Here is a 23941-nt window from a genome sequence, read left to right on the forward strand (position 1 = left end):
ATGCGGATACTAGATTTACATATCGACGGATTCGGCAAGTTTCACGACCTCTCCGTCTCTTTCGACAAAGACTTAAACGTAGTTTACGGCAAAAATGAAGCCGGAAAATCTACCTTGCATACGTTCATCCGCTGTATGCTGTTTGGTTTGGAACGCGGGCGCGGACGTGCTGCCCGGGGCGACCTTTACAGCAAATATGAACCATGGAAGAACAAGGGCGTCTACGGCGGTCAGATGCGGGTAGAAAAGGACGGGGTCATCTACCGCCTGGAACGCAATTTCCAGAAGGATCAGAAATCCTTTGTGATCGTAAATGAAACTGCCGGAAAACAGGTGGAGCCCACCAAAAGCTTCCTGGACTTTCTCTTAGGCGGGCTCACAGAAACCGCCTACAACAACACCATCAGCATCGGTCAGCTCAAATGCGTGACCGAGGGCGGCATGGTGACCGAACTGCGCAATTACATTGCCAACATGAATACCACTGGCAATCTTTCCTTAAATATCACAAAGGCTTCTTCCTATTTAAAAGGGCGCCGGAAAGAGTTTGAACGGCAGCTCACCCCGGAGGCAGCACGCACCTACACTGCGCTGCTCACCGAGATCAAAAACATGGAAAAAGAAATTTCCGCGCCGGAATACGAAAACCAGCTGCGGACCTACCAGGATCTGCGCTCGCAGGTAAAGAACCAGCTTTCCGAAAAGCAGACCGAGCGCGAAACCCTGCTCCAGAAAATCGCAAAGGGCCGCCAGGCTTTGGAAGGCGCGCAGTTTACCGATGAGGCTTCCATCCACGCTTACCGGGAAAATGCGCAAAATACTTACAACCATTATCAGGAGTTGTCCGAAACCGCCTCCAAAAAAGGGCGCGCGCTCCTGCCGGTCATCATGCTCGTGCTGGCTGTCTGCTCTGCCATTGGCGCGGGAGTCCTTGGTTTTTTCAGTTCCCAGCCAATCGATACTGCCGCATCCGGCGTGGGGGCACTGATGTCCGTATCGACTGGCGTGTCCCGCTACACCATATGGCTCATCTGCATCTTAAGTGCTGCTGCAGTCTTCTTCTTCGCTGTCGGGCTCATCTTCTTTATGAAGAACCGCAGCCTGCGCCAGGAACTCTCCATGACGGAAAAGCTGCTGCAGGAAATCTTCTCCCGCCACTTAGGCGATTCCTCCATCTCTGAGGAGGCAATGAAGGCTCTCGAGGGACGCATGGAAGAATTCATCCGCTTAAGCCAGGTACTGGAACGCTCTGAGCAGTCCGTAAAAGAACAGGCTGCCGAGATCGCCGCCCTGCAGGAGAAAGAAACAAGCTGCGACGATGTCATCTCCCGCCAGCAGAAAACCCAGTGGGAGCTGGAGAAAAAGCTGGACCACCTGGCTCACTGCAAGGACCAGACCGAATCCTTAAAGCAGGTTCTGGCTGAAAATGAGCGGATCCGCGAAGAGATCACTGCCATCGACCTGGCTTTGGAAACCATGACCGAACTCTCCGCCACCATCCGGGATTCGTTCGGGCTTTACTTAAATAAGACTGCATCCGACTTAATCTCCGGCATTACCGGCGGAATCTACGACAGCATGAGTGTCGATGAAAACTTAAATGTCTTCATGAACACCCGCACGCGCCTGGTTCCGGTGGAACAGGTATCCAGCGGCACCATGGACCAGATCTATCTCGCCCTGCGTCTCGCCGCGGCAAAGCTCATCCAGCCGGATGGCGATTACATGCCGCTGATCTTCGACGACAGCTTCGTGCTCTACGATGAAGACCGGCTGCACACCGCGCTCAAGTGGCTGAAGAAGGCGTATCCGGGCCAGATCATCATCTTTACCTGCCACCAGAGGGAAGCGCAGATGATGACCGCCGACCAGATCGCATATCACCTCGTTACAATGTAACAATTTATTTCACTTTAATAGGGCCGTGTGAGTTGCCTTTCGGCAACTCACACGGCCCTTGTCATATACTTAAATTGTTATTTTTTAGAACGTAATCCGCACAGTGGTTCCTTCCCCGGGCGCACTCTTGAGCTCTACCTTTGCCTTATGGTAGATGGCTCCGTGCTTTACGATGGAGAGTCCCAGTCCGGTGCCGCCGATCTGGCGGGAATGGCTTTTATCGACCCGGTAGAAACGCTCAAAGATGCGTTCCTGGTCTTCCGGCGGGATGCCGATTCCGTCGTCTTCCACGGTGAGGACCGGGTGGTCTTTGATCATGGCGACATTGACTTCGACTTCACCAAACGGCTTGTTGTATTTGATGGCGTTGTCGCAGAGGTTGTAGATCATCTCGTCGAGGATCTGCGGGTTGCCGTTTACCACGGTTGGTTTTCCGGTGAGCATCAGTGTAACCTGATTTTTCTTTGCCACGTCCTGCAGGCGTTTTACCACGTCGGAGGCAAGGAGGTGTAAGTCGACCGGACTTTTTTCCATCTGGACTTTTTCTTCATCCAGCTGGGACAGGCGGATGATATCACCTACCAGCGTGATCAGGCGCTGGGCTTCTTTGTAGATCTTTCCAGAGAAGCGGCCCATGTCGGCGGGCTGTACCATGCCGTTCATCATGATTTCTGCGTAACCGGAGATGGAGGTTAGCGGAGTCTTTAATTCGTGGGAGACATTCGCGGTAAATTCGCGGCGCAGTTCCTCGCGGCCCTGCTGCTCGGTGACATCCAGGATGACAACGACGGCACCGCTGCGTTCTTCGGATTCTGCTACCGGGTTTGCAATGATCTGGTAATGACGGTTTCCGACATCCAGCATTTCCTCGCAGTGGCTGCCTTTTAAGGCTTCGTCCACGACTCTTCGGAAGTTTTCAGAGCGGTTGATGCTGATGATGTTTACATTCGCTTTATGTCGTTCCGCGTCATTATGAGTTCCTGTGTTTTGACTGTTTGCAGGTAAATCCTGTGACAGTGTGCCTTCCTTGCCCGGATCGGTATGTTCTTCCCACGCCGCATTTCCATGGCGGCTTAGCATTCCTTCCTCTCCTTCTGGGATTCCCAACAGTTTCAGCGCACTCTTGTTGTAAGACATCACATCGCCTTTGCTGTCTACCACAAGAAAACCTTCGCGCATGTTTTCTGTGATCGCAGAGAATTCTTCCTGTTTTTCTTTTAATATCTCCATCTGCTGACGGATGGTTTCCTTCTGTTTTTCCAGGCGGCGCACCAGCGGTGCCAGCTCATCGTACACATCTCCTGCCTGCGGATCGTCCGGATTCATCTGGTTGATCGGCGCGATGATCCGCTTGGTCTGGAACTCAGCCAGGATCAGGACTCCAAGCACAATCAGAATCGCCATGGCAATCATGATCGGAACGGTGTGGAACACGGTTGCAAGAGCGCTCTTGGTGGTGCTTGCCACGCGGATAACGCTGCCGTCTGTTAAACGGGCTGCGTAATAGTAGGTCTGTTCCGCAAGGGTGCGGGAAGTACGGACACTCTCACCGCGTCCATTCTTTAAAGCTGCCGCGATCTCCGGGCGGTCTTTGTGGTTTTCCAGGCTCTCGCTGTCCGCATAGCTGTCATAGAGCACGCTGCCGTTTTCATCGACCCAGGTAATGCGGTTGACGCTGTTGCCATCTCCACGGCTTTTTAAATGAACCAGGTAATCTTTGCCGGATACCTCCATGGCGGACTCCAGATACCGTACCTCGGTCATGACAGCCTGGCGCATCTGGGTCTGCAGATCCTGGCACAAAAGGAGCGTCGTGATCAACGCTGACACCACCATGGTCAGAAGTGCTACCAGACACAGATTCCAGTAGATTTTTCGTTTGATCTTCATGTTTCTGATTCCTCCAGCTTATATCCAACCCCGCGGATGGTCTCGATACAGCGGCCGGCCTCGCCAAGCTTCTGTCTGAGTGTCCGGATGTGGACATCCACCGTGCGGGTTTCTCCATCAAAATCATATCCCCAGATTTTGGATAACAGCTGATCCCTGGTTAAGACCATGCCCTTATTTTCGATCAGATAACAAAGCAGTTCGAATTCCTTGTACGTGAGTGCCACAACAGTTCCGTCTACTGTTACCACATGGCGGTTTAAGTCCACATGGATCGGTCCGGCAGTGCAGGCATCGGTGCGTTTTTCGTGTTCCGGCTCTGCCCGGCGCAAAAGGGCACGCACCCGGGAGACCAGCTCCATCATGCCAAACGGCTTTGGTATGTAATCGTCTGCGCCGCTGTCTAAGCCGACTACCTTGTCATACTCGGTTCCTTTTGCAGTCAGCATAATAACGGGAAGCCGTTTTGTGGGACCGGCATCCCGCAGCTTCTTTAAGATGGTCAGACCATCTTCATCCGGAAGCATAATATCAAGGAGCACCAGGGACGGGTACTCCTGCTTCATGGCATTCCAGAAATCCTTCGCGCAGGGAAACCCCTTTGCAGTAAGACCCGTGGTCTGCAGCGTATAGATTACAAGTTCCCGGATACTTTCATCGTCTTCTACCAGATAGATCATCTTTTTCTCCTTTTATTCCAGGTGGGTTCCCGTGATGGAATACTCCACCCACTCTGCAATGTTGGTAGCATGATCTCCGATTCGTTCAAAGTATTTGGCGATCATCAGCATATCAATGCAGAACTCGCCCATCTTCTCATCGGTGCTTCCGGCACTCAGCATGCCGATCAGCTCCTCTTTTACTTTGCCGAACAGATCATCCACCACATCATCGTACTGGACCACTTCTTTTGCAATGTTGAGATCCCGTTTTACATAGGAATCGATGCTCTGGGTCACCATACGCATGGTCGCGTCGGCCATGTCGCGGATGTGCAGACGGCTCTTTGCCTCACGGTCATCCACGAAACTGCAGATTTCCGCGATGTCGGATGCCTGGTCGCCGATTCGTTCCATATCGGAGATCATTTTCAGTGCGGAAGAAACCTGACGCAGGTCCTTCGCTACCGGCTGCTGCTGCAAAAGAAGGCGCATACAGAGATTCTCGATATCGCGCTCCTTCTGATCAATCTCGTGGTCGGCCTTGTAGACATCCTTGGTAAAGTCACCCTCACCCATCAGCGTGCGGGACGCGTAAGAGATCGCATCCTCACACAGTGCTCCCATGCGGATCAGCTCCACATTCAAAAGCTCCAGCTGTTCATCAAATCGATTGCGCATATCAGCCAAACCTCCCCGTAATGTAATCTTCTGTTTTTTTGTTCTTCGGCATGGAGAAGATCTGCTCGGTCTCGCCGAACTCGATCACTTCGCCCATCAGGAAGAACGCGGTCTTGTCAGAGATTCGTGCTGCCTGCTGCATGTTATGGGTTACCATGACGATAGTATAATCTTTTTTCAGTTCCACCGCAAGGTCCTCGATCTTGGAAGTTGAGATCGGGTCCAGCGCGGAGGTCGGCTCATCCATCAAAAGTACTTCCGGCTGCACGGCCAGTGCTCTTGCGATGCAAAGACGCTGCTGCTGTCCTCCGGAAAGTCCCAGCGCGCTCTTTTTCAAGCGGTCCTTTAACTCATCCCAGATGGCTGCGTCGCGCAGGGATTTCTCCACGATGTCATCGAGCTGTGCCTTGGAGCGGATGCCGTGGGTACGCGGTCCATAGGCAATGTTGTCATAAACACTCATCGGGAACGGGTTTGGTTTCTGGAACACCATACCGACCCGCTTTCTGAGAAGGTTGATGTCCATATCCCCGTAGATGTCTTCGCCGTCAAGCAAAATGCTTCCGGTGATGCGGCATCCTTCTACCAGGTCATTCATGCGGTTTAAAGATTTTAATAAGGTCGATTTTCCGCAGCCGGACGGACCGATAAACGCCGTGATCTCGTTGGCCTGGATATTTAAATTGATTCCTTTTAAGGCTTTAAAATCGCCGTAATACAATTCCATGTTGCTGATTGTTAGCTTATCCATACGTTACCTCTCTGTTTTTGGATGCCGCGGCACCTTTTGCGCCGCAGCCAGAATACTGAGCCGTCTTTCCAGATTGTTCTTCCACCGGAAATTAAGCGGTCTTTCCGGAAACTTTCTTTGCAATGAACCCGGATACTGCGTTGATACAAACTACGATCACCAGCAGCACTACTGCCGTAGCGTAGGACTGGTTGGTGTAAAGTCCTTCATTGGTCAGCACGTACATGTGCACTGCCAGGGTTCGGCCAGAGCCGAATAAGTTGGATGGAATGCCTGCAACGGTTCCCGCTGTATACATCAGTGCCGCGGTCTCGCCTACAATACGGCCAACCGCCAGAATGATACCTGCCAGAATTCCAGGTACTGCCGATGGCAGGACCACCTGGAAAACGGTGCGGAGACGTCCGGCACCAAGGCCGAAGCTTCCTTCCCGGTAAGAATCCGGGACCGCTTTTAATGCCTCCTCCGTGGTTCTCATGATCGTTGGAAGGATCATGATCGCCAGTGTCATGGCGCCGCCTAAGATGGTGTAAGACCAGCCAAGCGCCACGGCAAACAGAAGAAATCCAAACAGACCATATACAATGGATGGAATGCCGGTCAGGGTCTCTGCGGTGATCCGCACGATGCTCACCAGCCGGTTGCCGCGTTTGGCATATTCCACCAGATAGATGGCCGCGAAAATGCCAAGGGGAACTGCGATCAGCAGGGAAAGTCCTGTCATGATCACCGTATTGACGAGTGCCGGCATGAGGGATACATTTTCACTGTTGTATTCCCACGCAAACAGGCTCGGAGTCAGATACGGGATTCCCTTGATCAGAATATAAGCCAGTAAAAACAGTAACGTCATCACCGTCAGAAGTGCCGATGCCGATACCAGGATCAGAAGCACCAGAGACAGCGGACTGCGTTTGTAGGACTTTAACCGCTGCCCGAAAGTCTGGCGGTTGATCGCCTGCATTTCGATATTTTTCTTTTCCATAGCTGCTTCCATTATGCATTCGCCTTTCTGCTGATAACTGAAAACGACAGGTTAATGATCAGAATGAATACGAAAAGGACTACCGCCGTGGCGATCAGCGCTTCCCGGTGGAGATCCGTTGCGTATCCCATTTCCAGAACGATGTTTGCCGTCATGGTGCGGACACCCTGTAAAATGCCCTTCGGCATACGTGCCTGGTTTCCGGCTACCATGATGACCGCCATGGTCTCACCGATGGCACGGCCAACGCCTAAGATCACACCGGCCAGAATACCGGATTTTGCTGCCGGAAGTGTAGCGAAAAATACGCTGCGCTCATGGCTGGCACCCAGTGCCAGGGAACCTTCATAATAGCTGGACGGTACGGCATTGATCGCGGATTCCGACACGCCGATGATGGTCGGCAGGATCATGATTCCAAGCAGGATCGATGCGGTCAGCATGCTCTTGCCGCTTCCGCCAAACAGGGTGGAGACAACCGGTACGATCACAACCATACCGAAGAATCCATATACAACCGAAGGGATTCCTGCCAGCAGATCAATTGCCGGCTTTACAATCTTGTAAACACGCTTCGGACAAAACTTCGACATAAAGACTGCAGTCAGAATGCCAATCGGCACTCCGATGATGACGGCACCGGCTGTCACGTAAATGCTGCCTAAGATCATCGGCAGGATGCCAAAGAGGTTATTGCCCGGTTTCCACTTTTCGCCGGTTAAGAAGTTCAGGACTCCGATCTTTCCGATCGCCGGAATACCATTTGCGAACAGGAATACACAGATCATGGCAACACACAGAATGGACACGCAGGCACTGAGTAAAAATACTGCGTGCATCAGCTGTTCTTTCAGATTTTTCATGGTTCTCACTTTCTTTCCTTATAAAAAAGCAGGGCAGCTTGTTTTGTCTTCCTAGCTGCCCTGCTGCACATTTCTACTGTTACTGAACGTCTGCCCAATCGGTAATCTCACCGGTAAAGATGTCTTTTACGTTCTCGCTGGTCAGCTCGGTAACCGGGCTCTCGTTGTTAACTACGACTGCGATACCATCCATTGCGATGACGGTCGGGGTCAGACCAGCTTCCAGCTCGCTGTCCTTTAAGTCTCTGGATGCCATACCGATATCACAGACACCTTCGATTGCGGAAGTCATACCAGTGGTGGAATCAGACTGCTGAACCTCGATCTCCACATCCGGGTTTACAGCTACATAAGCCTCTTTCAGTTTCTCCATAACCGGAGTTACGGAAGAAGAACCTGCAACAACAACCTTGCCCTTTAAACCAGAAGCGGTGTAAGCACCCTCGTTGCCCTGGCTGATGTAACCGTTATCCTCAACAACCTTCTGACCATCCTCGCTCATGATGAAGGTGATGAAATCAGATGCAACATCGCTTAAACCATCTTTTACTGCAATGTTGAACGGACGTGCTACCTTGTACTCGCCAGCTTTGATTGCATCGACGCTTGCCTCGGCGCCGTCAATCTCAACTGCCTTTACGGTGTCATTTAAGGAACCAAGGGAAACATAACCGATTGCTCCTTTGTTGCCTGCGATGGTGGTCATCATAACGGAGGTGCTGTTGGTGATCTCTGCATCCTCAGTGGTGTTGTCTACCTTCTCGCCTGCATCGTTCTTGGTCTCAATACCGAACAGCTCGATGAATGCGCCTCTGGTGCCGGATCCATCCTCACGGGAAACCACGGTGATCGGGCCTTCTGCCTTGCCGCCAGCTGCTTCGGTGGTCTCTTCTGCTTTTGTATCTGCCTCGCTTGCTGCCTCAGTCTTTGCTGCCTCGGTAGCTGCTGCAGTTGTCTCTGCCGGTTTGCTGCTGCATGCAGTCAAACTTGCAATTGTCATACCCATTGCTAATACCATTGCTAATGTCTTCTTCATAATACGTGTTATCCTCTTTTCTTTGTTTATGAACTCATTTCAGTTACTTGCATGTTTACTGTGGTTTCCGGGATTTTCTTTCTTCTCTCTCAACCACAAGTGCATTGTAAAATTTGAATGTAAAATCAAAAAGAGGGGGAATGTTAAATCGAGGTAAAACAGAAAAAGTATCATACAAACCATCTGCCTTTTCCTCTAATATAATTATCTAATGAACCATCTTATGATATACTTGTTGAACGGAAAGTCAAAACACCTCAAGGCGGTCTACCCTCCACTCCCGGAGGGGCTTACCCTCCAGTTTGAAAGGAGGGCGATGCCAATGTACGTTACATATTCGGATCTGATCCAGATAGGTATCTTCATTGTTGCACTTATAGGTCTCATTTATGAGATCTTTAAGGGAAAAAAATAAGCCGCCACTACTCGCAATAGTGACGGCAGGTCTCATAAGAGACTAACTTTAATCTGTTTTCGGGTAGGCCATGTGTCTTTGGCTTTCCCTTTTCATATTTAATATAACATGAACCTTTTTAAGAGTCAAATTTTATTTTTGTCAACTTCTCGTGATCATTTTCTTACGTCTTGCACAAACAGGAGCGCTGTAAATTGACATGTATCATTATTTGATACGTTAACATACATTACATATAATAAAACCATACTACAAGGAGGTGCGATTATGCCAACAGTTAAGCCTGTATCTGACTTGAGAAACAATATAGAAGTTTTAGAATCTACTATACAATTACTTATCCATTTTGAACAAGGTGAAACATCCGCCCACGAAAACGGCCGGCTTTCTGCCGATCAGGTAGAAACGCTCCTGAAAGTATAATATTCCGATTATAATTGGGATGAACCATAAATCTGCGTATGAAAAACACCGTCGAAAAGCCATGTGAACTAGGCTTCTCAACAGTGTTTTTTTATGCCGCAATAGTGAGGGCAGGGATAAGACGATATAAAAACTTTTATCCAATGATAACTTCTTCACCTTTTATTGTGAAATGTGGAGTTATGTTCTGGCTCTCTGTAATCTCAGTCATATAATTAATAATTTTCATGAAACGCTCATCATCCGGTTTAACAATCTCAGGAATAAACGTATCATCATCAATCCACACTGGAATATACGATACTTGTTTCACTTTTTTATTCTCTACGATCATTTTTAGAAGTATTGTCATGCAAGAATCAAACGGCATTGTCCTCTTTGGATTCTTTTTAAAATCTTCATTCAACTGGCGGATATCGCCATGGCGGGAATCATGGATCAAACCTTGCTTTCCCTCAAAATAAGCCGCTGGACCTTCTGTCGCAAAGTTAGCCAAAGAATATACCAATGGTTTTCCTTTATATACTTCGATTCCTTTCAATATATGCGTATGATGTCCCACTACAATATCTGCACCTGCATCCAACGCAAAATGTCCAACATATCTTTGATAATCCGCTATAACTGCAGGAGTAAAATGAATCCCCCAATGCTGCGATACTACTAAAATATCGACCTGAGGCCGTAATGCCGCAATATCGTCCAACATATTCTGCAGATCATCTGGATGCGGCCAGCTGAAAATCCGTACTGGTGTACCAGGCTGATCATGTTCCTTACACGGAGCTGCTGTAATTCCCCGCATTGGATTTGCTCCCGGACGATCTGGAAGCGCCCAGTAATCCTGCGGCAAGATTGAACAATATGCCAAAAAACCTATTTTGGTTCCATCGTCCAACACCTTAATTACCGGCTTGCGTGCTTCATCAAGATTATCGCCCGCACCGACAATGTCTATTCCTGCCTTTTTCATATGATGCATGGTATCGTAATAGCCTTCGTATCCCCAATCCATAATATGATTTCCGGCATTGGACATAACATCAAAACCTGCACGTTTTAGTGTTTCTGCAGCTGACGGATAAATTCGAAGCGGAAGTCTTGACTGACAGGCTGGTGCTCCTTTATCTGTGACTACAGCCTCTAACTGACCAAACAGCAAATCGGCACTTCGTAAAAAGTCACCTGTCTTAGCGAAAATACTATCCATATCATCTCGTTTTGGAGCCGTATCCCCGACAAAATATAACATTTTTTCGCTCATATGAATCCTCCATTTTCTAAAATTTACCATACCGTATTTTCATTTTTATGCAATGCCTTTTACATTACCAAAGCAAGTATTGTAGCAAGCATACAGGAAATTGCAATTGCCACCAGACACACAACCAATTGCCCCGTAACAAGTTTTTTCGCAATAGACTCATCCCGGTTCATACCCATAAACACAGAACCGCCCGTTGAAAACGGAGACATAGAAGTGAAATGTGCACCTAATACCGTTGCTAAGAATAGAAGCATAGGATTTGCTCCTGACGCTTTAACAAGAGCCGGCACAATCGGCGCAACCATCGGAAACACCGTCGTAATTCCACCACTGAAAGCCGAGAGGAAACCACCCAATAAACACATAAAACATGGAAGCAGTAGTGTAGGAACATTACCTGCCAGCCAGCCTGAAATAATCTCAACAGCACCAGCCTGAACGGCAACACTCATCAAAGTTGAAATACCTGCAAGCAAAATCAATGTGTTCCACGGTACAGCTCCAATTACCTTTCTCTGATCTGCAAGATTCATAAATTTTGCAATAATAAATCCAATAAGACAAAGTACCTGAATATCACAAAAACCTGCTAACGATTTGACAAAGCTTCCGCCTATCTTCCATGTTTTGAAAATACCTGGTACAACTGCAAAGAACACGACAAGACCAATCAGAAGCAATGTTTTCCTATGTTCTGGTGAAAAATCCTTTGGTTTTTCCATTCCAACAATCTCAGTAATCTTATAGCCTTTCCAAATAAAGAAACACATCATAATAACCAAAATCGTAATCAAAACAGAAATTGCAAAAATGCTCCATGTATAAGACGCGGATACTGTTTCATATTCATTTGCTGCAATCGTTGCATCGATAATTGCTCCTGACGCTCCCCAACGAACAAAGGATCCTGCATTTGCTGAAAATCCAATTGATGCACAGATTAACGGATTTACTCCTGATGGAACTGCAATACTAAATGACATTACCGCCAGAATTGCTCCTGCCGCAGGCGGTACGCAACCTAAAATTCCCAGTACGAAACCAACTGCCATCAATGCAAACACAATCATATATGGTTTTTTTCTTGTCGCATATAATAGTTTCTTCGCAATGGCATCCATTGTACCATTAATAACACCATAACCAAAAAACAAAGAAAGAGACATTACCTGGAAAAAGACACTGGTAGGAAACAAAGCAATAACTTCCTTCACCCGCATTCCTAAGAATAAGACACCGATGATGAATGAAAATACCAGTGCTGAAATACCCATGTTCAGATTCCACTTATAATTTAAAAAAATAGCAAGTGCAACGCCAAATAAACACAATAATACAATTGAACCATTTACCATAATATTTCCCCCTGTTTTTAGTGTTTCCTGCAAATCAGACCCATTTGCGTGAAAATACCCTGATACTCTTCCATCTCTTTTTCTGTCGGTGCTTGCACACCATGTAATTTATAAGGGATATCAAGCATTTTGTATTTTCCTTCTCCGAATCGATGATACGGCAGCAAATCCACAGGCAATGACGAATCGAGTTGTTTCACATATTTCGCAGTTTCTATGAGATTTTCTTTTGAATCATTATAGCCTGGGATGATCGGAATCCGTATAAAAATCTGTATACCTGATTGTACAATTTCTTTTAGGTTTTTCAGAATCAGGCTATTTTCCTGTGATGTATACGCACGGTGTTTCTGCGGATCCATATGTTTTAAATCAAATAACATCAAATCCGTATATGGAAGTACAAGTTTCAAATTTTCTGTTGAGAAATAGCCGCAAGTATCAACCGCTGTATGTATTCCACGCTCTTTACACATTTTCAATAAACCACCCACAAACTGTGGCTGCAGCATACATTCCCCGCCTGAACAGGTAATCCCACCTCCCGAGTTTTGATAATACCGTTCATCACGTATAACCTCTTCAAATACAGAATTCAAACTTTTCTCTTCCCCGTAAAAAAACATTGCATGTGATGGACATACCTCTGTGCATGTGCCGCACCGGATACATTTTTTCCGATCAATACAGATTTTACCCGCTTCTGCATATAGTGCTTTTTCCGAACAGTTCTGTATGCATGTTCCACATTTTATGCAAAGAGAAGATCGATGTGCCAACTGGCGATATTCCTTTTGGGATTCTGGATTTGCGCACCATATGCAGGAAAGAGGACATCCCTGAAAAAAGACCGTTGTACGGATTCCTGGTCCGTCTTCCGTTGAAAAGTGCTGAATATTAAAAATTTGTGCAGTATTTTCTCTCATTTCAGGTCTCCTGTTTCTAATTTCCTACTTTTGAAAAACCATTACAAAGCTTCACTTGTTCTCGAAATAATTTCCTCTCGTAATCCTTTTGGTAAATCTACGAAAAAGGCAGAATATCCGGCTACACGTATCATTAAATTGGAATGATTTTCTGGATGTTCATTTGCTTCCTTAAGCAGACTCTGGTCAATGATATTGATCTGCACATGAAAGCCGCCATGGTTAAAGTATTCTTCCATCAACGAACTTAAATTATTGATATTTTCCTTGTTTTTAAACAGCCTTTTGTCAAATTTCATATTCATCAGCGCCGCTGTCGAATTCATTACATGTACTGCTTTAGAAGCGGAATTGAATACACAAGTCGGGCCATGGGTATCGCATCCTTGTGACGGAGAACAGAAACCATCTGCAATAGGTTCCCCACTCTTATGACCACTTGGCAATGGTCCCGTTTTTCGTCCGAATGTCACATGTGCCATTGCTCCAGATCGTCCGGCCCATAATGGTGTGCCAAACGGATTTTTCTCGTGATACATCCGATTCTGCAGCCATACTGACAAGTCATCAAAAATCGCATCTGCATAGTCATCATCATTTCCATATTTCGGTGCTGCTTTCAGCAACGCGCGTTCATATTCATACCCTTCAAAATCAGCATCCATGGCCTCAAGCAATTGCTTCACGGTCATCTTCTGATCGTCAAAAATCACTTTCCGGATTGCAGTTAGAGAATCCGCAACATCCTGAAGACCTCGGTCCGCAATATGATATAAAAATGATGGGTACCTAACACCGCCAGCTCTTGCATCCATACCTTTTTCAATACAGTCACCTAATAATGCAGATAAATATGGAGTATGAAAACTATTAATATCAACAAATGCAGATACACGTGCTGCTTTTGCCATTTCACCAATTAGTACATCAAACTGTTTTTTAAATGCTTCAACAAACTCCTCTATGCAGGTAAAGTTTTTCGAATCCCCGGTATGAGGTCCAATCTGTACCTTTGTCTTTGGATCCATTCCGTCATACATGACCAGTTCCATAATTTTCGCAAGATTAATGTAATTAATGCCCAGTGAACCGCCATGTGTGGAATAACCGCCAATCAGAGATCCTGCACAGCCAAGTGCACTCCAGTTTCTTGCATCCTCCAACTCAATGCCACGTTCCACAAAGCTTGGAATTCGGGTTTCATCGCTCATATAGGCCGGATTTCCATCGCCTCTGCGAATATTTACTTCTATTGCTTTAAGCCATACACGACGATCTATATTTTTGTGATAACGTACATAAATCGGTGGCTGCGGTAAATTTACCTGCGCCTGACATTCCAGAATCAAATAAGACAATTCATTAGAAGCATCTCTGCCATCTGAAGTCTGTCCGCAAAGAGTTGTTGCCTGCAGCGTTGTACCTGGGATATTATTCTTTTCGTAATTGTTTTTCACTACAGATATTTCGTTAATCTTCACAAGGACACAAGCAAACAATTCTGCTGCATTTTGTCGGCTCAAAGTTTTCTCTTCCAGAACATCCTTCTTATACATCGGATACAAATACTGGTCTATCCGGCTTGGAGATTCAGCCTGGAATGAACACTCTAAGTTTTCACATAAATGCGTGAACCAAAAAGACTGACATGCCTCATAAAAATTTCTCGCCGGTTTAGCCGGAACCCGCTCGCAGACTTCCGCAATCCGCAATAATTCTTCTTTTCGAACTGCATTCTTTTCGGTTTCTGCCATTTCTCTGGCCAGTTGTGCATGACGTTTTGCAAAAGTAATTGCTCCTTCTAATGCCAAAATAACTCCCGTCAAAAAGCTGTATTTTTCGTTATCACCTTTGGGATCATCCCAAAACTCTAACTGCTCTCTGCGCTCTTTTGCTTCATTGATGATTGCTTCCAAACCACGCGTAATCACCCAACCATAATTTACATTTTTAGCTCCCGGCGGCATTCCTGCCTTTCCTCCATTGATCAATCCAGCCCGGTCCCAGTCGCTAATCCATGGAAAACGTTGTCTATTGCATTGTAACACCTGATCTGATACAGATCTTCCACTCCAGTAATCGGTGCATTCTTTCAGTATTTTTCGCTCTTCCAAACTGATCGCACCCGATTTCGTGTCATCGTAATCGGATGTAACATCGGCAAAACTCTTTAGTGCCTCATAAGCAATCGAGGGATTATAATCAATGCAGGGCGATGCACCAATCAGATATTTTGATTGTGAACCGACAATCAATTCATCTTCATGAATAGCGATTGGATTTTTCTCCATGATGGCTTTAAATAGCTTACCACGCCTTATATCCAATGGTTCACCATCACTTTGCTGCCACGATTCTGTCACAATTTGTGCTCGTTCCACTGCAATGTGCTCGACCGCGTTTGCTCGGGCATCCAGCCTTTTTTTCACGCGCGGTGTTATTGCATTCACTTTGTCGCAAGCCACACAGTCCACTTCATTTTCATATAATGCTTCCACAACTCCCATCGGTTTCCTCCTATTCTTTTTTGATTTTCTTGTATCTCCCCTCATAATTTCCATGCGTCTATTATCTCATGAATTTTAAAGTTAAAGAATTCCTCTCATCGATATAAATTTACATTTTGGAAATCCAGTTGTATAATAGATGCATCAGTCTACATGGAGGTACGTTTCGTGACACTAGCAGAAATACAACTCGTTTGTGATCTTCCTAACTATACCAGCTTTGCCGATGCTTCCTTTTATCTTCCGTACTCGCCTTCTTTGATTACAAAATATGTTAATCACGTAGAAGAAGAACTCGGAATACAGATTTTTGTTCGCAGTAACCGTTCCAAATATCTGGAGCTCACACCAGAAGGTAATATGGTAATCGAATCTTTTAAACGCCTTATCGATGAATACTCCTACTTAAAAAAGCAGATCCAGCAGCTAAAAAATGAAAACTCTACACTCCTCAAGATCGGCTCCCAGCCTCGTTACGGAAACATTCACGAACAGGCAATTATTTCCAATTTTCTGTTTGAAAAACCTGCGCTTCAGCTTTCCATCAAAAAAGAGGCAGCGGATGAATTGATCCGCCACCTCATTTCCGGTAAAATTGATGCTGCATTTATCACATTTCATGATTCCCTTCCGCTCGATTCCTACTTTGGTGAACGCCACTCCAAACTAGATGTCACCTATCTGCTCAGTGAAAAAGAAATGTATGTAGGTATTTCCGACCAATACTTTCCTAACCGGACAGAAATTTGTTTAAAAGAGCTGGAAGATTTTACATTTGCCTTTCCATTTCCAAACGCAAATGACTATCAAAGTGCACGCGCAACTGACTCATGGATCAGCATTGCCAAAGAAAAAGGAATGCACTTAAATTATATGAATCTGCAAGGCTATGACGATACTGTTTTTCAGCTCGCTACTGTGCGTAAAATTGCAGTTACCACCTCACATATTCCCACATCACAGCCAACAGGAATCCATTTCTTACGTATTTCCGACTGGACCGGCTGTACAAATTTATACTTTTTGACACTAAAAAATCAATCTTCCCGTATGGTGAAAGATCTGAAACATTGTGTTCTCAATTATAGAACTGTCTATAAAAGGACCAACAATCTATAGACTTAATCCGACGTATCATTATTTTCGTCCTGCACTGCATCAACCTTTGCCGCATACTGTTTTTGAAGAACGCAGGAAAAATGGAAGATCGGAGAGTTCACTTTTTGAATGAGCAGTGGTCCATGTTCTATTCCTGCTGGAAGGAAAATAAAAGAACTTTTCGTAATGATATGTTTTTCGCCATTGATATAAAATATGATCTCACCATGCAGATTTTCCGGGTCCTCCGGATTTCCTCCAAAAAACGCTACGATTTCATCCGTTTCATGCTTATGCGGTTTCAAAAAATCAGTGCCTTTTTGATAACTTTCTGTAATTACATACATATTAGAATGTTTATACCAGGATGCATTCATTTGAAAAGAACCAGGAACAACCGAATCATCAATCCACAAAACCCTTTTTCCATATCTTTCATATTTTTTTACTGTTTCTGGATCTGCCTGCGCCGGCGGTAGCTGAAGCTTATTTACGATATATTTTCCCATGCCTCCGTCGTCATTATAAAAAATCTCATCATTTAATATATTCATTTGTTTTCTCCCTTACTCACTTTCTTTTCTCAGAAAGTCCCAGTTACAGAATTTCCAGTATGGTTCGCTTACCTTCTCTGCGTACGCTTTCATATCCACACCATTCCAGTCATAAAAGCCTCGCTTAGATGGAGATTTCGCTCCCATATATCCCTTTTCCATTAAGTCTTTCATAAATTCGGGAATTTCCGTTCGAGACGATAAAACCGGCCATGTATTCCTGCAAACAGCTGCATTTAATTCCAAACCGCCCTGATCAAAATGCTGGAAAATACCAATGGAAGTGTAACGCGGACAAAAGCTATATGCCAGGCAGGCATCTACATCTTCCGGCATGCATACACCTTCTTCAACCAAAGCAAGACATTCTCGCCACAATGCAAATTGTAATCGATTTCCAATAAATCCAGGCGTTGGTTTTTTTAGTACTACTGGTTTTCGATCCAATGCAAGAAGTATGTCTTTTACATAAATAACTACAGACGGATCTGTTTTATCTGCTGCACACATTTCAAAAAAAGGAACGAGATACGGAGGATTAAATGGGTGCGTAACCAGAATTCTGTTTGCATATTTTCCGGCACCTTTGATTAGTTCATTTGGCACAATAGACGAACTGACCGAACCAATTGCTTTCAGATCCGGACAATATTCTTCAAGCAGCTGATACACAGAATATTTCATATCTTTTGCTTCTGACACACATTCAAATGCCATTTGGGCATCTGCCATTTCAGAATAATCTGTCGTAAATACAAGATATCCCATGCATTGTTCTAATTGTTCTTGTTCCATAAGACCATGCGCAACCATTTGCATAAAATTATCATATATTACCTTTTCGCAGGCCTCTGCACGTTCCATCTTTCTGGCCAGAATATATGTTTTATAACCATGCCCCGCAGTTAATGTTCCTAATCCAGATGCCATCATGCCTGTTCCTACAATTGCAAATACTGTTTTATCCATATTCATCATGCACCTCCTCGCAATTTTATATTCTTATTATGGCATATATGTTTTTTTCTTAAAATTCCTTTTTGGAAATATATTTATGCTTTGGAAATCATAACCACAAGTAAAACATTCCTGCACTTTACAGCTCCAATGAAAAACCACCGTTAAAAGCCATGTATAATAGGCTATTTAACGGTGGTTTTCCTTTTCCTTATACGATTATTTATCCTATTCGTACAGCGGATATTTCTCGCACAGCTTCGTTACTTCGCCGCGGATGTAATCTGCCTTGTTCTCGAAATCGGTTGCTGCCAGCCAGATGCACTCTGCGATCTTCGGCATATCCTCTTCCTTTAAACCACGGGTGGTAACAGCCGGGGTTCCGATACGGACGCCGGAGGTTACGAACGGGCTTCTCGGCTCATTCGGAACGGTGTTCTTGTTCAGGGTGATGAATACTTCATCACAACGGTTCTGAAGTTCCTTACCAGAGACGTCCATGCCGCGCAGGTCTACTAACATTAAGTGGTTGTCGGTACCGCCGGTTAACAGCTTGAATCCCCGTTCAACCAGTGCTGCTGCCAGTGCCTTCGCATTCTTGCGAACCTGTTTCTGATACTCGGTGAACTCTGGCTTCAATGCCTCGCCCAGGCATACTGCCTTTGCTGCGATCACATGCTCTAACGGACCGCCCTGGGTTCCCGGGAAGATGGCTTTGTTAAAGTTGAACTTGTCAGCAGACTCCTTGCTTGCCAGGATCATGCCGCCTCTCGGTCCGCGCAGGGTCTTGTGGGTGGTGGTGGTTACCACGTCTGCGTACGGGATCGGGCTCATATGCTCGCCTGCTGCTACCAGACCTGCGATGTGTGCCATATCTACCATGAGGTATGCGCCAACCTTGTCTGCAATCTCGCGGAAACGCTTAAAGTCGATCTCTCTTGCGTATGCACTTGCACCTGCAAGGATCAGTTTCGGCTTATGCTCTACAGCCAGACGCTCTACCTGGTCGTAATCGAGGAAGCCCTCATCGTTTACACCATAGGATACGATGTTGAAGTAAAGGCCGGAAAAGTTCACTGGGCTTCCGTGAGACAGATGACCGCCATGGTCGAGGCTCATGCTGAGTACGGTGTCACCCGGTTTTAACATAGCCAGGAATACTGCCATGTTTGCCTGTGCGCCAGAGTGCGGCTGAACGTTGGCATACTCACAGCCGAACAGCTTCTTTGCACGCTCGATTGCAATGGTCTCTACCACATCGATGTACTGGCAGCCGCCGTAATAACGCTTTCCAGAGTAACCCTCTGCATATTTGTTTGTCAGTACGGTTCCCATTGCCATCATGACCGGCTCAGATACGATGTTCTCAGAAGCGATCAGCTCCAGATTTCTTCTCTGACGTGCGGCTTCCTGCTCGATTGCCTTGCCGACTTCCGGGTCATAGTTTTCGATAAACTTCATTACCTCATTTACCATGGACTTTGTCTCCTTTTCCGCAGATACCCGCTCTCTGGTTCTCTCCAGGCATCCACTTTCCTTTGTTGTGATTATGTAACCGCAAAGAAATAAAACCGTTGCACCATGCGGCAATTCCGAAATGCCGGACTGCCATGTTGTGACAAAGGCACTGGATCATTGCCATTTACAGGTTTTTCCAGCGCCTTCGCAGTTATTTACAGTCGATTATAGTACAGTGCTTTCCATGTGTCAAGAAAGAAGATTCAAAAATGTAGCTTATATGCCCGCACCACAATCTGCAGTGTGCGGTTCCCATTATACTCATTGATATCCGGGTAGTAGACCACATCGATGCTCCGGCTTGCTTTTGCCTCTTCCACGAACTCGTCTGCCACGGTGAAGACCATAGCTTCCATGGGTCGCCCCTGCTCGGTCACCACCGTCATCCGGACGGCATTGTTGTTGCGGCCGATGGCCCGCACACTGCGGATACGCAAATTTTTCTGGGCAAACTGCGGTTTTTCATTGCCCTGCCCAAACGGCTCCAGGCTCTTTAACTCGTTTACCAGCGCTTCGGATATGTATTCCAGCGGCATCGCCACATCGATCCAGATCTTTGGAATGAAATCTTCTTTCGTAAGTGTGGAATGCTCATTTAAGCGGCGGCGGAATGCTTCCACATTTTCCTCTTTTAAAGAGAAACCGGCTGCCATCGGATGGCCTCCGAATTTCAGGAGCAGATCCTGCACACCGCACAGTGCCTTATACATATGGTAGCTTTCAATGGAACGGCCAGAACCTTTTACACAGTCCTCACCCTTTGTCAGTACAAACGAAGGCTTATTGTAAGCTTCGCGCACTCTTCCGGCAATAATTCCCGCCAGGGATTCGTGACAGTCCGGCAGGTATACGACCAGAACATCGTCCTCGAAAAGCTTAGTATCGACCTGCTCAAAAGCCTGCTCCATACCGGCCTGGGTCATGTCCTTGCGCTCCTCGTTCAGATTTTTGAGTTCTGTCGCCAGCGCTTCTGCCCGGGAATCATTCTCTCCGCACAGCAACAGCTCCAGTGCCAGCTGTGCGGTCTTTAACCGTCCACTCGCATTTAGGCATGGTCCGATCACAAAGCCGATGTGATACGCTGTCAGGTCGAAGATATCCAGACCACAGGCTTCCACCAGCGCCCGCAGACCGGCGCTGGCGGTATACGGCATCTGCTTTAAGCCCCAGCGCACAATGATGCGGTTCTCATCCTGCAGCTTCATCACATCACCGACGGTTGCAATGGCTGCAAATTCCAGCATGTCCAGCCATTCCTGCTTTGGTAGTCCGCTCTGTTCATAGAGCACCTGCACCAGTTTGTATGCAACAACACCACCGCAGATTCCGGCAAACGGGTACGAACAGTCGTCCCGGTGCGGGTTCACGACTGCATCTGCCTGTGGCAGAATCTGGCTGCCGTCCTCCGCGCGGACTACCTCATGGTGATCGGTCACAATCACCGTCATGCCAAGTTCTTTTGCCAGCTTGATCTGTTCCAGCGCCGCAATGCCGTTGTCACAGGTGACAATGGTGTCGATGCCGTCTTCCTTTGCCTTTTGGATGATGGATTCGTTGATCCCGTACCCGTCGCGGATGCGCTCCGGAATCTGGTAATCGACCTGCCCGCCGCACCGGGTCAGTCCCCGGTACAAAAGATAGGTAGAACACACCCCGTCGATATCGTAATCACCCACAATGCGGATGCGGACCCCCTGCCGGATCTTTTCCAGGATCAAAGCAGCCGCCTTGTCCATATCCTTCATCTGGTGGGGATCGTAAAGCTGGTCGATGGTTCCATTTAAATAACGGTCAATCGCTTTCTCGCCTTCTACATCACGGTTTCGCAGGATACGCGCCGTGACCGGACTGATATGAAACCGTGTGGCGATTCCGTTAAAATCTGCCCGTTTTGTCTGAAGCATCCAGACAGACTCCTGATTATTCTTCATATAATATCATGATCCTTTCATAACTATCAAAACATGCCGCGCCCCAACGAAAATCCATGCTCTGCCAGACTTGTCCGTCCGGAACAAGCCAGGTCACAACAGTAATCATTCTACCATATCTCCCCTCCCATTTCCAGATTGCAATCATACCGCCGATGGGATATACTGTTACTGTTCCGGCAAAACTTTTTCTATATACAGATATCGTTTTGTCCAGATGCAATTACTAAAGGAGAAATTTACGTATGGGTAACAATAAGGAAAAATCCGACTCCGGCAACTTCCTGGTACAGGGAAGCATTCTCGCCGCAGCCGGTATCATCGTCCGCTTTATCGGACTTCTCTACAAGATTCCCATGACCCGCGCCATCGGAGACGAGGGAATCGGTTACTACAACACAGCCTACGAAATTTATAACATTGGTCTGATCCTGTCTTCCTACAGTCTGCCGCTCGCCATTTCCAAGCTGATCGCAGCAAGACGCGTGCACGGCAAGATTCAGGATGTCCAGCGTGTTTTCCGGGCAGGTCTGCTCTTTGGCCTTATCGCCGGTGGCCTTATGACCCTGTTTTTGCTGTTTGGCGCAGACTGGATCACCGTCCACATCTTTAACAGCCCCAACAGTGCCCTGCCGCTGAAAGTTATGGCACCGACCATTCTGGTCTTTTCCATTATGGGTGTGGTGCGCGGCTATTTCCAGGGACTTGGCAATATGGTACCGACCTCCATCTCCCAGGTTATTGAGCAGGTCGTAAATGCCGTCATCAGCGTAGCTGCTTCCTTTGCTTTCATGCACTGGTTTGCAAACCGGGAAACTCCGGCTGCCTACGGCGCTGCGGGAGGTACCCTCGGTACCCTTTCCGGCGCACTGGCTGCCTTTGTATTCCTGACTCTTTTGATGTTCCTTTACCGCAAACAGAATGCGGCAGCTTTCCGGAAGCCGCAGACAGACCGCCTGGAAAGCTGGCAGCATATATACACCGCGTTATTTCTGACTCTGACCCCGATCATTCTTAGCCAATTTGTGTATCAGTTAAGTGGTTCTGTGGATAACTCCATGTTCGGCTTCTTGATGAGTGGAAAAGGTCTTACAGAAAAAGAACGCCTTTCCCTCTTAGGCATCTACGGCGGCAAATACCGCCTGCTTTCCAATGTACCGGTAGCCGTAGCTTCCTCCCTGGGTACTTCCATGATCCCAAGTATCGTGCGCTCCCGCGCCCAGAAAAACAAGGCGGATGTCATGTACAAAATCCGCCTCACCATCAAATTCAACATGCTGATTGCGATTCCCTGTGCGTTCGGCATGGCGGCACTGGCAACTCCGGTTCTGCGGCTGATTTTCCACGACAGCCGTCAGCTGACGACCAACCTGTTGATGTTAGGATCCCCGGCTGTCATTTTCTTTTCCCTCTCTACCGTCACCAACGCGGTTTTACAGGGAATTGACCTGATGCGCAAATCCGTAACGCACTCTGCAATCTCCCTGGTGATCCATGCCGCACTGGTCTATGTCATGTTAAAGTATTTAAACTGGGGTGTCTATGGCCTGGTCATCGGCAATGTAACCTTTGCCCTGGTGGTCTGCCTCTTAAACTGGCGCGCCATCGGAAGAGCACTCCACTACCGCCAGGAAGTGCGGACGACCTTCCTGCTTCCGGGAATTTCTGCCGCATTGATGGGTGCCGCTGCTTTCCTGATCTATAACGTGATCGAACATGTCACCGGCTATTACCAGCTGGGACTTCTCGTCAGTGTTCCGGCCGCGATGGTCATCTACGGACTCCTGATCATCCTGACCAAAGCCGTCACCGCCGAAGAACTCCCGGACATGCCATTCGGAATGCGGATCCTGCGCCTGTGCCGGAAACTGCACCTCATGTAAACAATATCGCACAGTAACAAATAGAAGGTCCGGGCGTGTACGAAAAAAACTGCAACCATTACTAATTTGGCTAAGCATTAGCTTATTTTCAGCCATTTCAGCAGTGGTTGCAGTTTTTTATGTAGTGGAGCCAGTACAGTAGAAAGCCCCCGCCCCGCCATGCGTAAGCGCATTCTTTTAGCCTGTTGCAGCCCGTTTTGTGAGCATAGCGATCGTTTCGGAGCTCTGTCTGAGCGAACGCAGTGAGCGAGTTAGCGGAGAAACGATCAATCGGCGGCGGAGCAAAACGGGTGAAAACAGGCGTGAATGCGCTTACGCATGGCGGGGCGGGGGCTTTCGGACT

The 23941-nt window shown here is 47.0% G+C and carries 20 protein-coding genes; 5 read left to right on the top strand and 15 right to left on the bottom strand.

Translation table 11 applies throughout. From position 1 onward, the window contains the following. Positions 1 to 1899, top strand: coding sequence for an AAA family ATPase (locus DWZ40_RS01125; RefSeq protein ID WP_118540304.1), 1899 nt, complete (start codon positions 1 to 3; stop codon positions 1897 to 1899). Positions 1900 to 1983: 84 nt separating this feature from the next. On the opposite strand, the gene DWZ40_RS19945 is transcribed toward DWZ40_RS01125, so the two are convergent. The 7 genes from DWZ40_RS19945 to DWZ40_RS01160 form a co-directional block, all read right to left on the bottom strand. Then, a complete protein-coding gene (locus DWZ40_RS19945; protein WP_243035144.1) occupies positions 1984 to 3789 on the bottom strand; it encodes an ATP-binding protein in 1806 nt (601 codons plus the stop codon). Then, positions 3786 to 4469, bottom strand: a complete 684-nt coding sequence (locus DWZ40_RS01135) for a response regulator transcription factor (protein WP_118540305.1) — start codon at positions 4467 to 4469, stop codon at positions 3786 to 3788. The genes DWZ40_RS19945 and DWZ40_RS01135 overlap by 4 nt, the downstream gene beginning before the upstream one ends. A 12-nt stretch (positions 4470 to 4481) precedes the next feature. After that, entirely contained in the window at positions 4482 to 5129 is a 648-nt protein-coding gene (gene phoU / locus DWZ40_RS01140; protein ID WP_118540306.1) for a phosphate signaling complex protein PhoU, read from the bottom strand. A gap of 1 nt (position 5130) precedes the next feature. After that, entirely contained in the window at positions 5131 to 5880 is a 750-nt protein-coding gene (gene pstB, locus DWZ40_RS01145; protein ID WP_118540307.1) for a phosphate ABC transporter ATP-binding protein PstB, read from the bottom strand. 91 nt (positions 5881 to 5971) lie between these two features. After that, positions 5972 to 6844: a phosphate ABC transporter permease PstA gene (gene pstA, locus DWZ40_RS01150; protein ID WP_118540392.1), complete on the bottom strand. Its 873-nt coding sequence runs from the start codon at positions 6842 to 6844 to the stop codon at positions 5972 to 5974. Positions 6845 to 6876: 32 nt separating this feature from the next. Then, positions 6877 to 7728 (bottom strand): phosphate ABC transporter permease subunit PstC, encoded by an 852-nt coding sequence (gene pstC, locus DWZ40_RS01155; RefSeq protein ID WP_118540308.1) that lies wholly within the window; start codon positions 7726 to 7728, stop codon positions 6877 to 6879. A gap of 79 nt (positions 7729 to 7807) precedes the next feature. Next, positions 7808 to 8764, bottom strand: coding sequence for a substrate-binding domain-containing protein (locus tag DWZ40_RS01160; RefSeq protein ID WP_118540309.1), 957 nt, complete (start codon positions 8762 to 8764; stop codon positions 7808 to 7810). Positions 8765 to 8975: 211 nt separating this feature from the next. Between DWZ40_RS01160 and DWZ40_RS19725 the strand changes: the two genes are divergently transcribed. Both DWZ40_RS19725 and DWZ40_RS19320 read left to right on the top strand, forming a co-directional pair. Next, positions 8976 to 9179 (top strand): putative holin-like toxin, encoded by a 204-nt coding sequence (locus DWZ40_RS19725; protein WP_207664481.1) that lies wholly within the window; start codon positions 8976 to 8978, stop codon positions 9177 to 9179. A gap of 267 nt (positions 9180 to 9446) precedes the next feature. Continuing rightward, on the top strand, positions 9447 to 9602 hold the full coding sequence (locus tag DWZ40_RS19320; protein WP_182431575.1) for a hypothetical protein: 156 nt from the start codon (positions 9447 to 9449) through the stop codon (positions 9600 to 9602). A 136-nt stretch (positions 9603 to 9738) separates the two neighbouring features. Here DWZ40_RS19320 and DWZ40_RS01165 read toward each other — a convergent pair whose 3' ends face one another. Genes DWZ40_RS01165 through DWZ40_RS01180 form a run of 4 tightly spaced genes read right to left on the bottom strand, consistent with a single transcriptional unit; the run spans position 9739 to position 15657 of the window. Continuing rightward, positions 9739 to 10866: a CapA family protein gene (locus DWZ40_RS01165; RefSeq protein WP_182431576.1), complete on the bottom strand. Its 1128-nt coding sequence runs from the start codon at positions 10864 to 10866 to the stop codon at positions 9739 to 9741. Positions 10867 to 10925: 59 nt separating this feature from the next. Further along, entirely contained in the window at positions 10926 to 12224 is a 1299-nt protein-coding gene (locus tag DWZ40_RS01170) for an SLC13 family permease (RefSeq protein WP_118540311.1), read from the bottom strand. Positions 12225 to 12241: 17 nt separating this feature from the next. After that, positions 12242 to 13150 carry a glycyl-radical enzyme activating protein gene (locus DWZ40_RS01175; RefSeq protein ID WP_118540312.1) on the bottom strand — a complete coding sequence of 303 codons (909 nt, stop codon included), beginning with the start codon at positions 13148 to 13150 and terminating at the stop codon, positions 12242 to 12244. A 41-nt stretch (positions 13151 to 13191) separates the two neighbouring features. Then, positions 13192 to 15657 (bottom strand): pyruvate formate lyase family protein, encoded by a 2466-nt coding sequence (locus DWZ40_RS01180; RefSeq protein WP_182431577.1) that lies wholly within the window; start codon positions 15655 to 15657, stop codon positions 13192 to 13194. 153 nt (positions 15658 to 15810) lie between these two features. On the opposite strand from DWZ40_RS01180, the gene DWZ40_RS01185 reads away from it, so the two are divergent. Continuing rightward, positions 15811 to 16776 carry a LysR family transcriptional regulator gene (locus DWZ40_RS01185; RefSeq protein ID WP_147354119.1) on the top strand — a complete coding sequence of 322 codons (966 nt, stop codon included), beginning with the start codon at positions 15811 to 15813 and terminating at the stop codon, positions 16774 to 16776. A gap of 2 nt (positions 16777 to 16778) precedes the next feature. Here DWZ40_RS01185 and DWZ40_RS01190 read toward each other — a convergent pair whose 3' ends face one another. From DWZ40_RS01190 to recJ, 4 genes are all read right to left on the bottom strand, one after another. Further along, positions 16779 to 17309: a hypothetical protein gene (locus DWZ40_RS01190; RefSeq protein WP_118540315.1), complete on the bottom strand. Its 531-nt coding sequence runs from the start codon at positions 17307 to 17309 to the stop codon at positions 16779 to 16781. 12 nt (positions 17310 to 17321) lie between these two features. After that, the gene (locus tag DWZ40_RS01195; RefSeq protein ID WP_182431579.1) at positions 17322 to 18278 is read right to left on the bottom strand and encodes a 3-hydroxyacyl-CoA dehydrogenase family protein; all 957 of its coding nucleotides are present in this window, start codon (positions 18276 to 18278) and stop codon (positions 17322 to 17324) included. 216 nt (positions 18279 to 18494) lie between these two features. After that, positions 18495 to 19742 (bottom strand): serine hydroxymethyltransferase, encoded by a 1248-nt coding sequence (gene glyA / locus DWZ40_RS01200; RefSeq protein ID WP_118540317.1) that lies wholly within the window; start codon positions 19740 to 19742, stop codon positions 18495 to 18497. A 245-nt stretch (positions 19743 to 19987) separates the two neighbouring features. Then, complete coding sequence (gene recJ / locus DWZ40_RS01205) at positions 19988 to 21715, bottom strand: single-stranded-DNA-specific exonuclease RecJ (RefSeq protein ID WP_243035145.1); 1728 nt, start codon at positions 21713 to 21715, stop codon at positions 19988 to 19990. Positions 21716 to 21960: 245 nt separating this feature from the next. Between recJ and DWZ40_RS01210 the strand changes: the two genes are divergently transcribed. Continuing rightward, positions 21961 to 23598: a polysaccharide biosynthesis protein gene (locus DWZ40_RS01210; RefSeq protein WP_118540319.1), complete on the top strand. Its 1638-nt coding sequence runs from the start codon at positions 21961 to 21963 to the stop codon at positions 23596 to 23598. Positions 23599 to 23941 lie beyond the last annotated feature (343 nt).

The sequence above is a fragment of the Clostridium sp. AF32-12BH genome (assembly GCF_003477935.1).
Classification (GTDB): domain Bacteria; phylum Bacillota; class Clostridia; order Lachnospirales; family Lachnospiraceae; genus Brotaphodocola.

Bases quoted from the DNA above. Each gene is read 5' to 3' on its own strand.
- DWZ40_RS01125 (WP_118540304.1), top strand. From the start codon at position 1: ATGCGGATACTAGATTTACATATCGACGGATTCGGCAAGTTTCACGAC.
- DWZ40_RS19945 (WP_243035144.1), bottom strand. From the start codon at position 3,789: ATGAAGATCAAACGAAAAATCTACTGGAATCTGTGTCTGGTAGCACTT.
- DWZ40_RS01135 (WP_118540305.1), bottom strand. From the start codon at position 4,469: ATGATCTATCTGGTAGAAGACGATGAAAGTATCCGGGAACTTGTAATC.
- phoU (WP_118540306.1), bottom strand. From the start codon at position 5,129: ATGCGCAATCGATTTGATGAACAGCTGGAGCTTTTGAATGTGGAGCTG.
- pstB (WP_118540307.1), bottom strand. From the start codon at position 5,880: ATGGATAAGCTAACAATCAGCAACATGGAATTGTATTACGGCGATTTT.
- pstA (WP_118540392.1), bottom strand. From the start codon at position 6,844: ATGCAGGCGATCAACCGCCAGACTTTCGGGCAGCGGTTAAAGTCCTAC.
- pstC (WP_118540308.1), bottom strand. From the start codon at position 7,728: ATGAAAAATCTGAAAGAACAGCTGATGCACGCAGTATTTTTACTCAGT.
- DWZ40_RS01160 (WP_118540309.1), bottom strand. From the start codon at position 8,764: ATGAAGAAGACATTAGCAATGGTATTAGCAATGGGTATGACAATTGCA.
- DWZ40_RS19725 (WP_207664481.1), top strand. From the start codon at position 8,976: ATGAACCATCTTATGATATACTTGTTGAACGGAAAGTCAAAACACCTC.
- DWZ40_RS19320 (WP_182431575.1), top strand. From the start codon at position 9,447: ATGCCAACAGTTAAGCCTGTATCTGACTTGAGAAACAATATAGAAGTT.
- DWZ40_RS01165 (WP_182431576.1), bottom strand. From the start codon at position 10,866: ATGAGCGAAAAAATGTTATATTTTGTCGGGGATACGGCTCCAAAACGA.
- DWZ40_RS01170 (WP_118540311.1), bottom strand. From the start codon at position 12,224: ATGGTAAATGGTTCAATTGTATTATTGTGTTTATTTGGCGTTGCACTT.
- DWZ40_RS01175 (WP_118540312.1), bottom strand. From the start codon at position 13,150: ATGAGAGAAAATACTGCACAAATTTTTAATATTCAGCACTTTTCAACG.
- DWZ40_RS01180 (WP_182431577.1), bottom strand. From the start codon at position 15,657: ATGGGAGTTGTGGAAGCATTATATGAAAATGAAGTGGACTGTGTGGCT.
- DWZ40_RS01185 (WP_147354119.1), top strand. From the start codon at position 15,811: ATGGAGGTACGTTTCGTGACACTAGCAGAAATACAACTCGTTTGTGAT.
- DWZ40_RS01190 (WP_118540315.1), bottom strand. From the start codon at position 17,309: ATGAATATATTAAATGATGAGATTTTTTATAATGACGACGGAGGCATG.
- DWZ40_RS01195 (WP_182431579.1), bottom strand. From the start codon at position 18,278: ATGGATAAAACAGTATTTGCAATTGTAGGAACAGGCATGATGGCATCT.
- glyA (WP_118540317.1), bottom strand. From the start codon at position 19,742: ATGGTAAATGAGGTAATGAAGTTTATCGAAAACTATGACCCGGAAGTC.
- recJ (WP_243035145.1), bottom strand. From the start codon at position 21,715: ATGAAGAATAATCAGGAGTCTGTCTGGATGCTTCAGACAAAACGGGCA.
- DWZ40_RS01210 (WP_118540319.1), top strand. From the start codon at position 21,961: ATGGGTAACAATAAGGAAAAATCCGACTCCGGCAACTTCCTGGTACAG.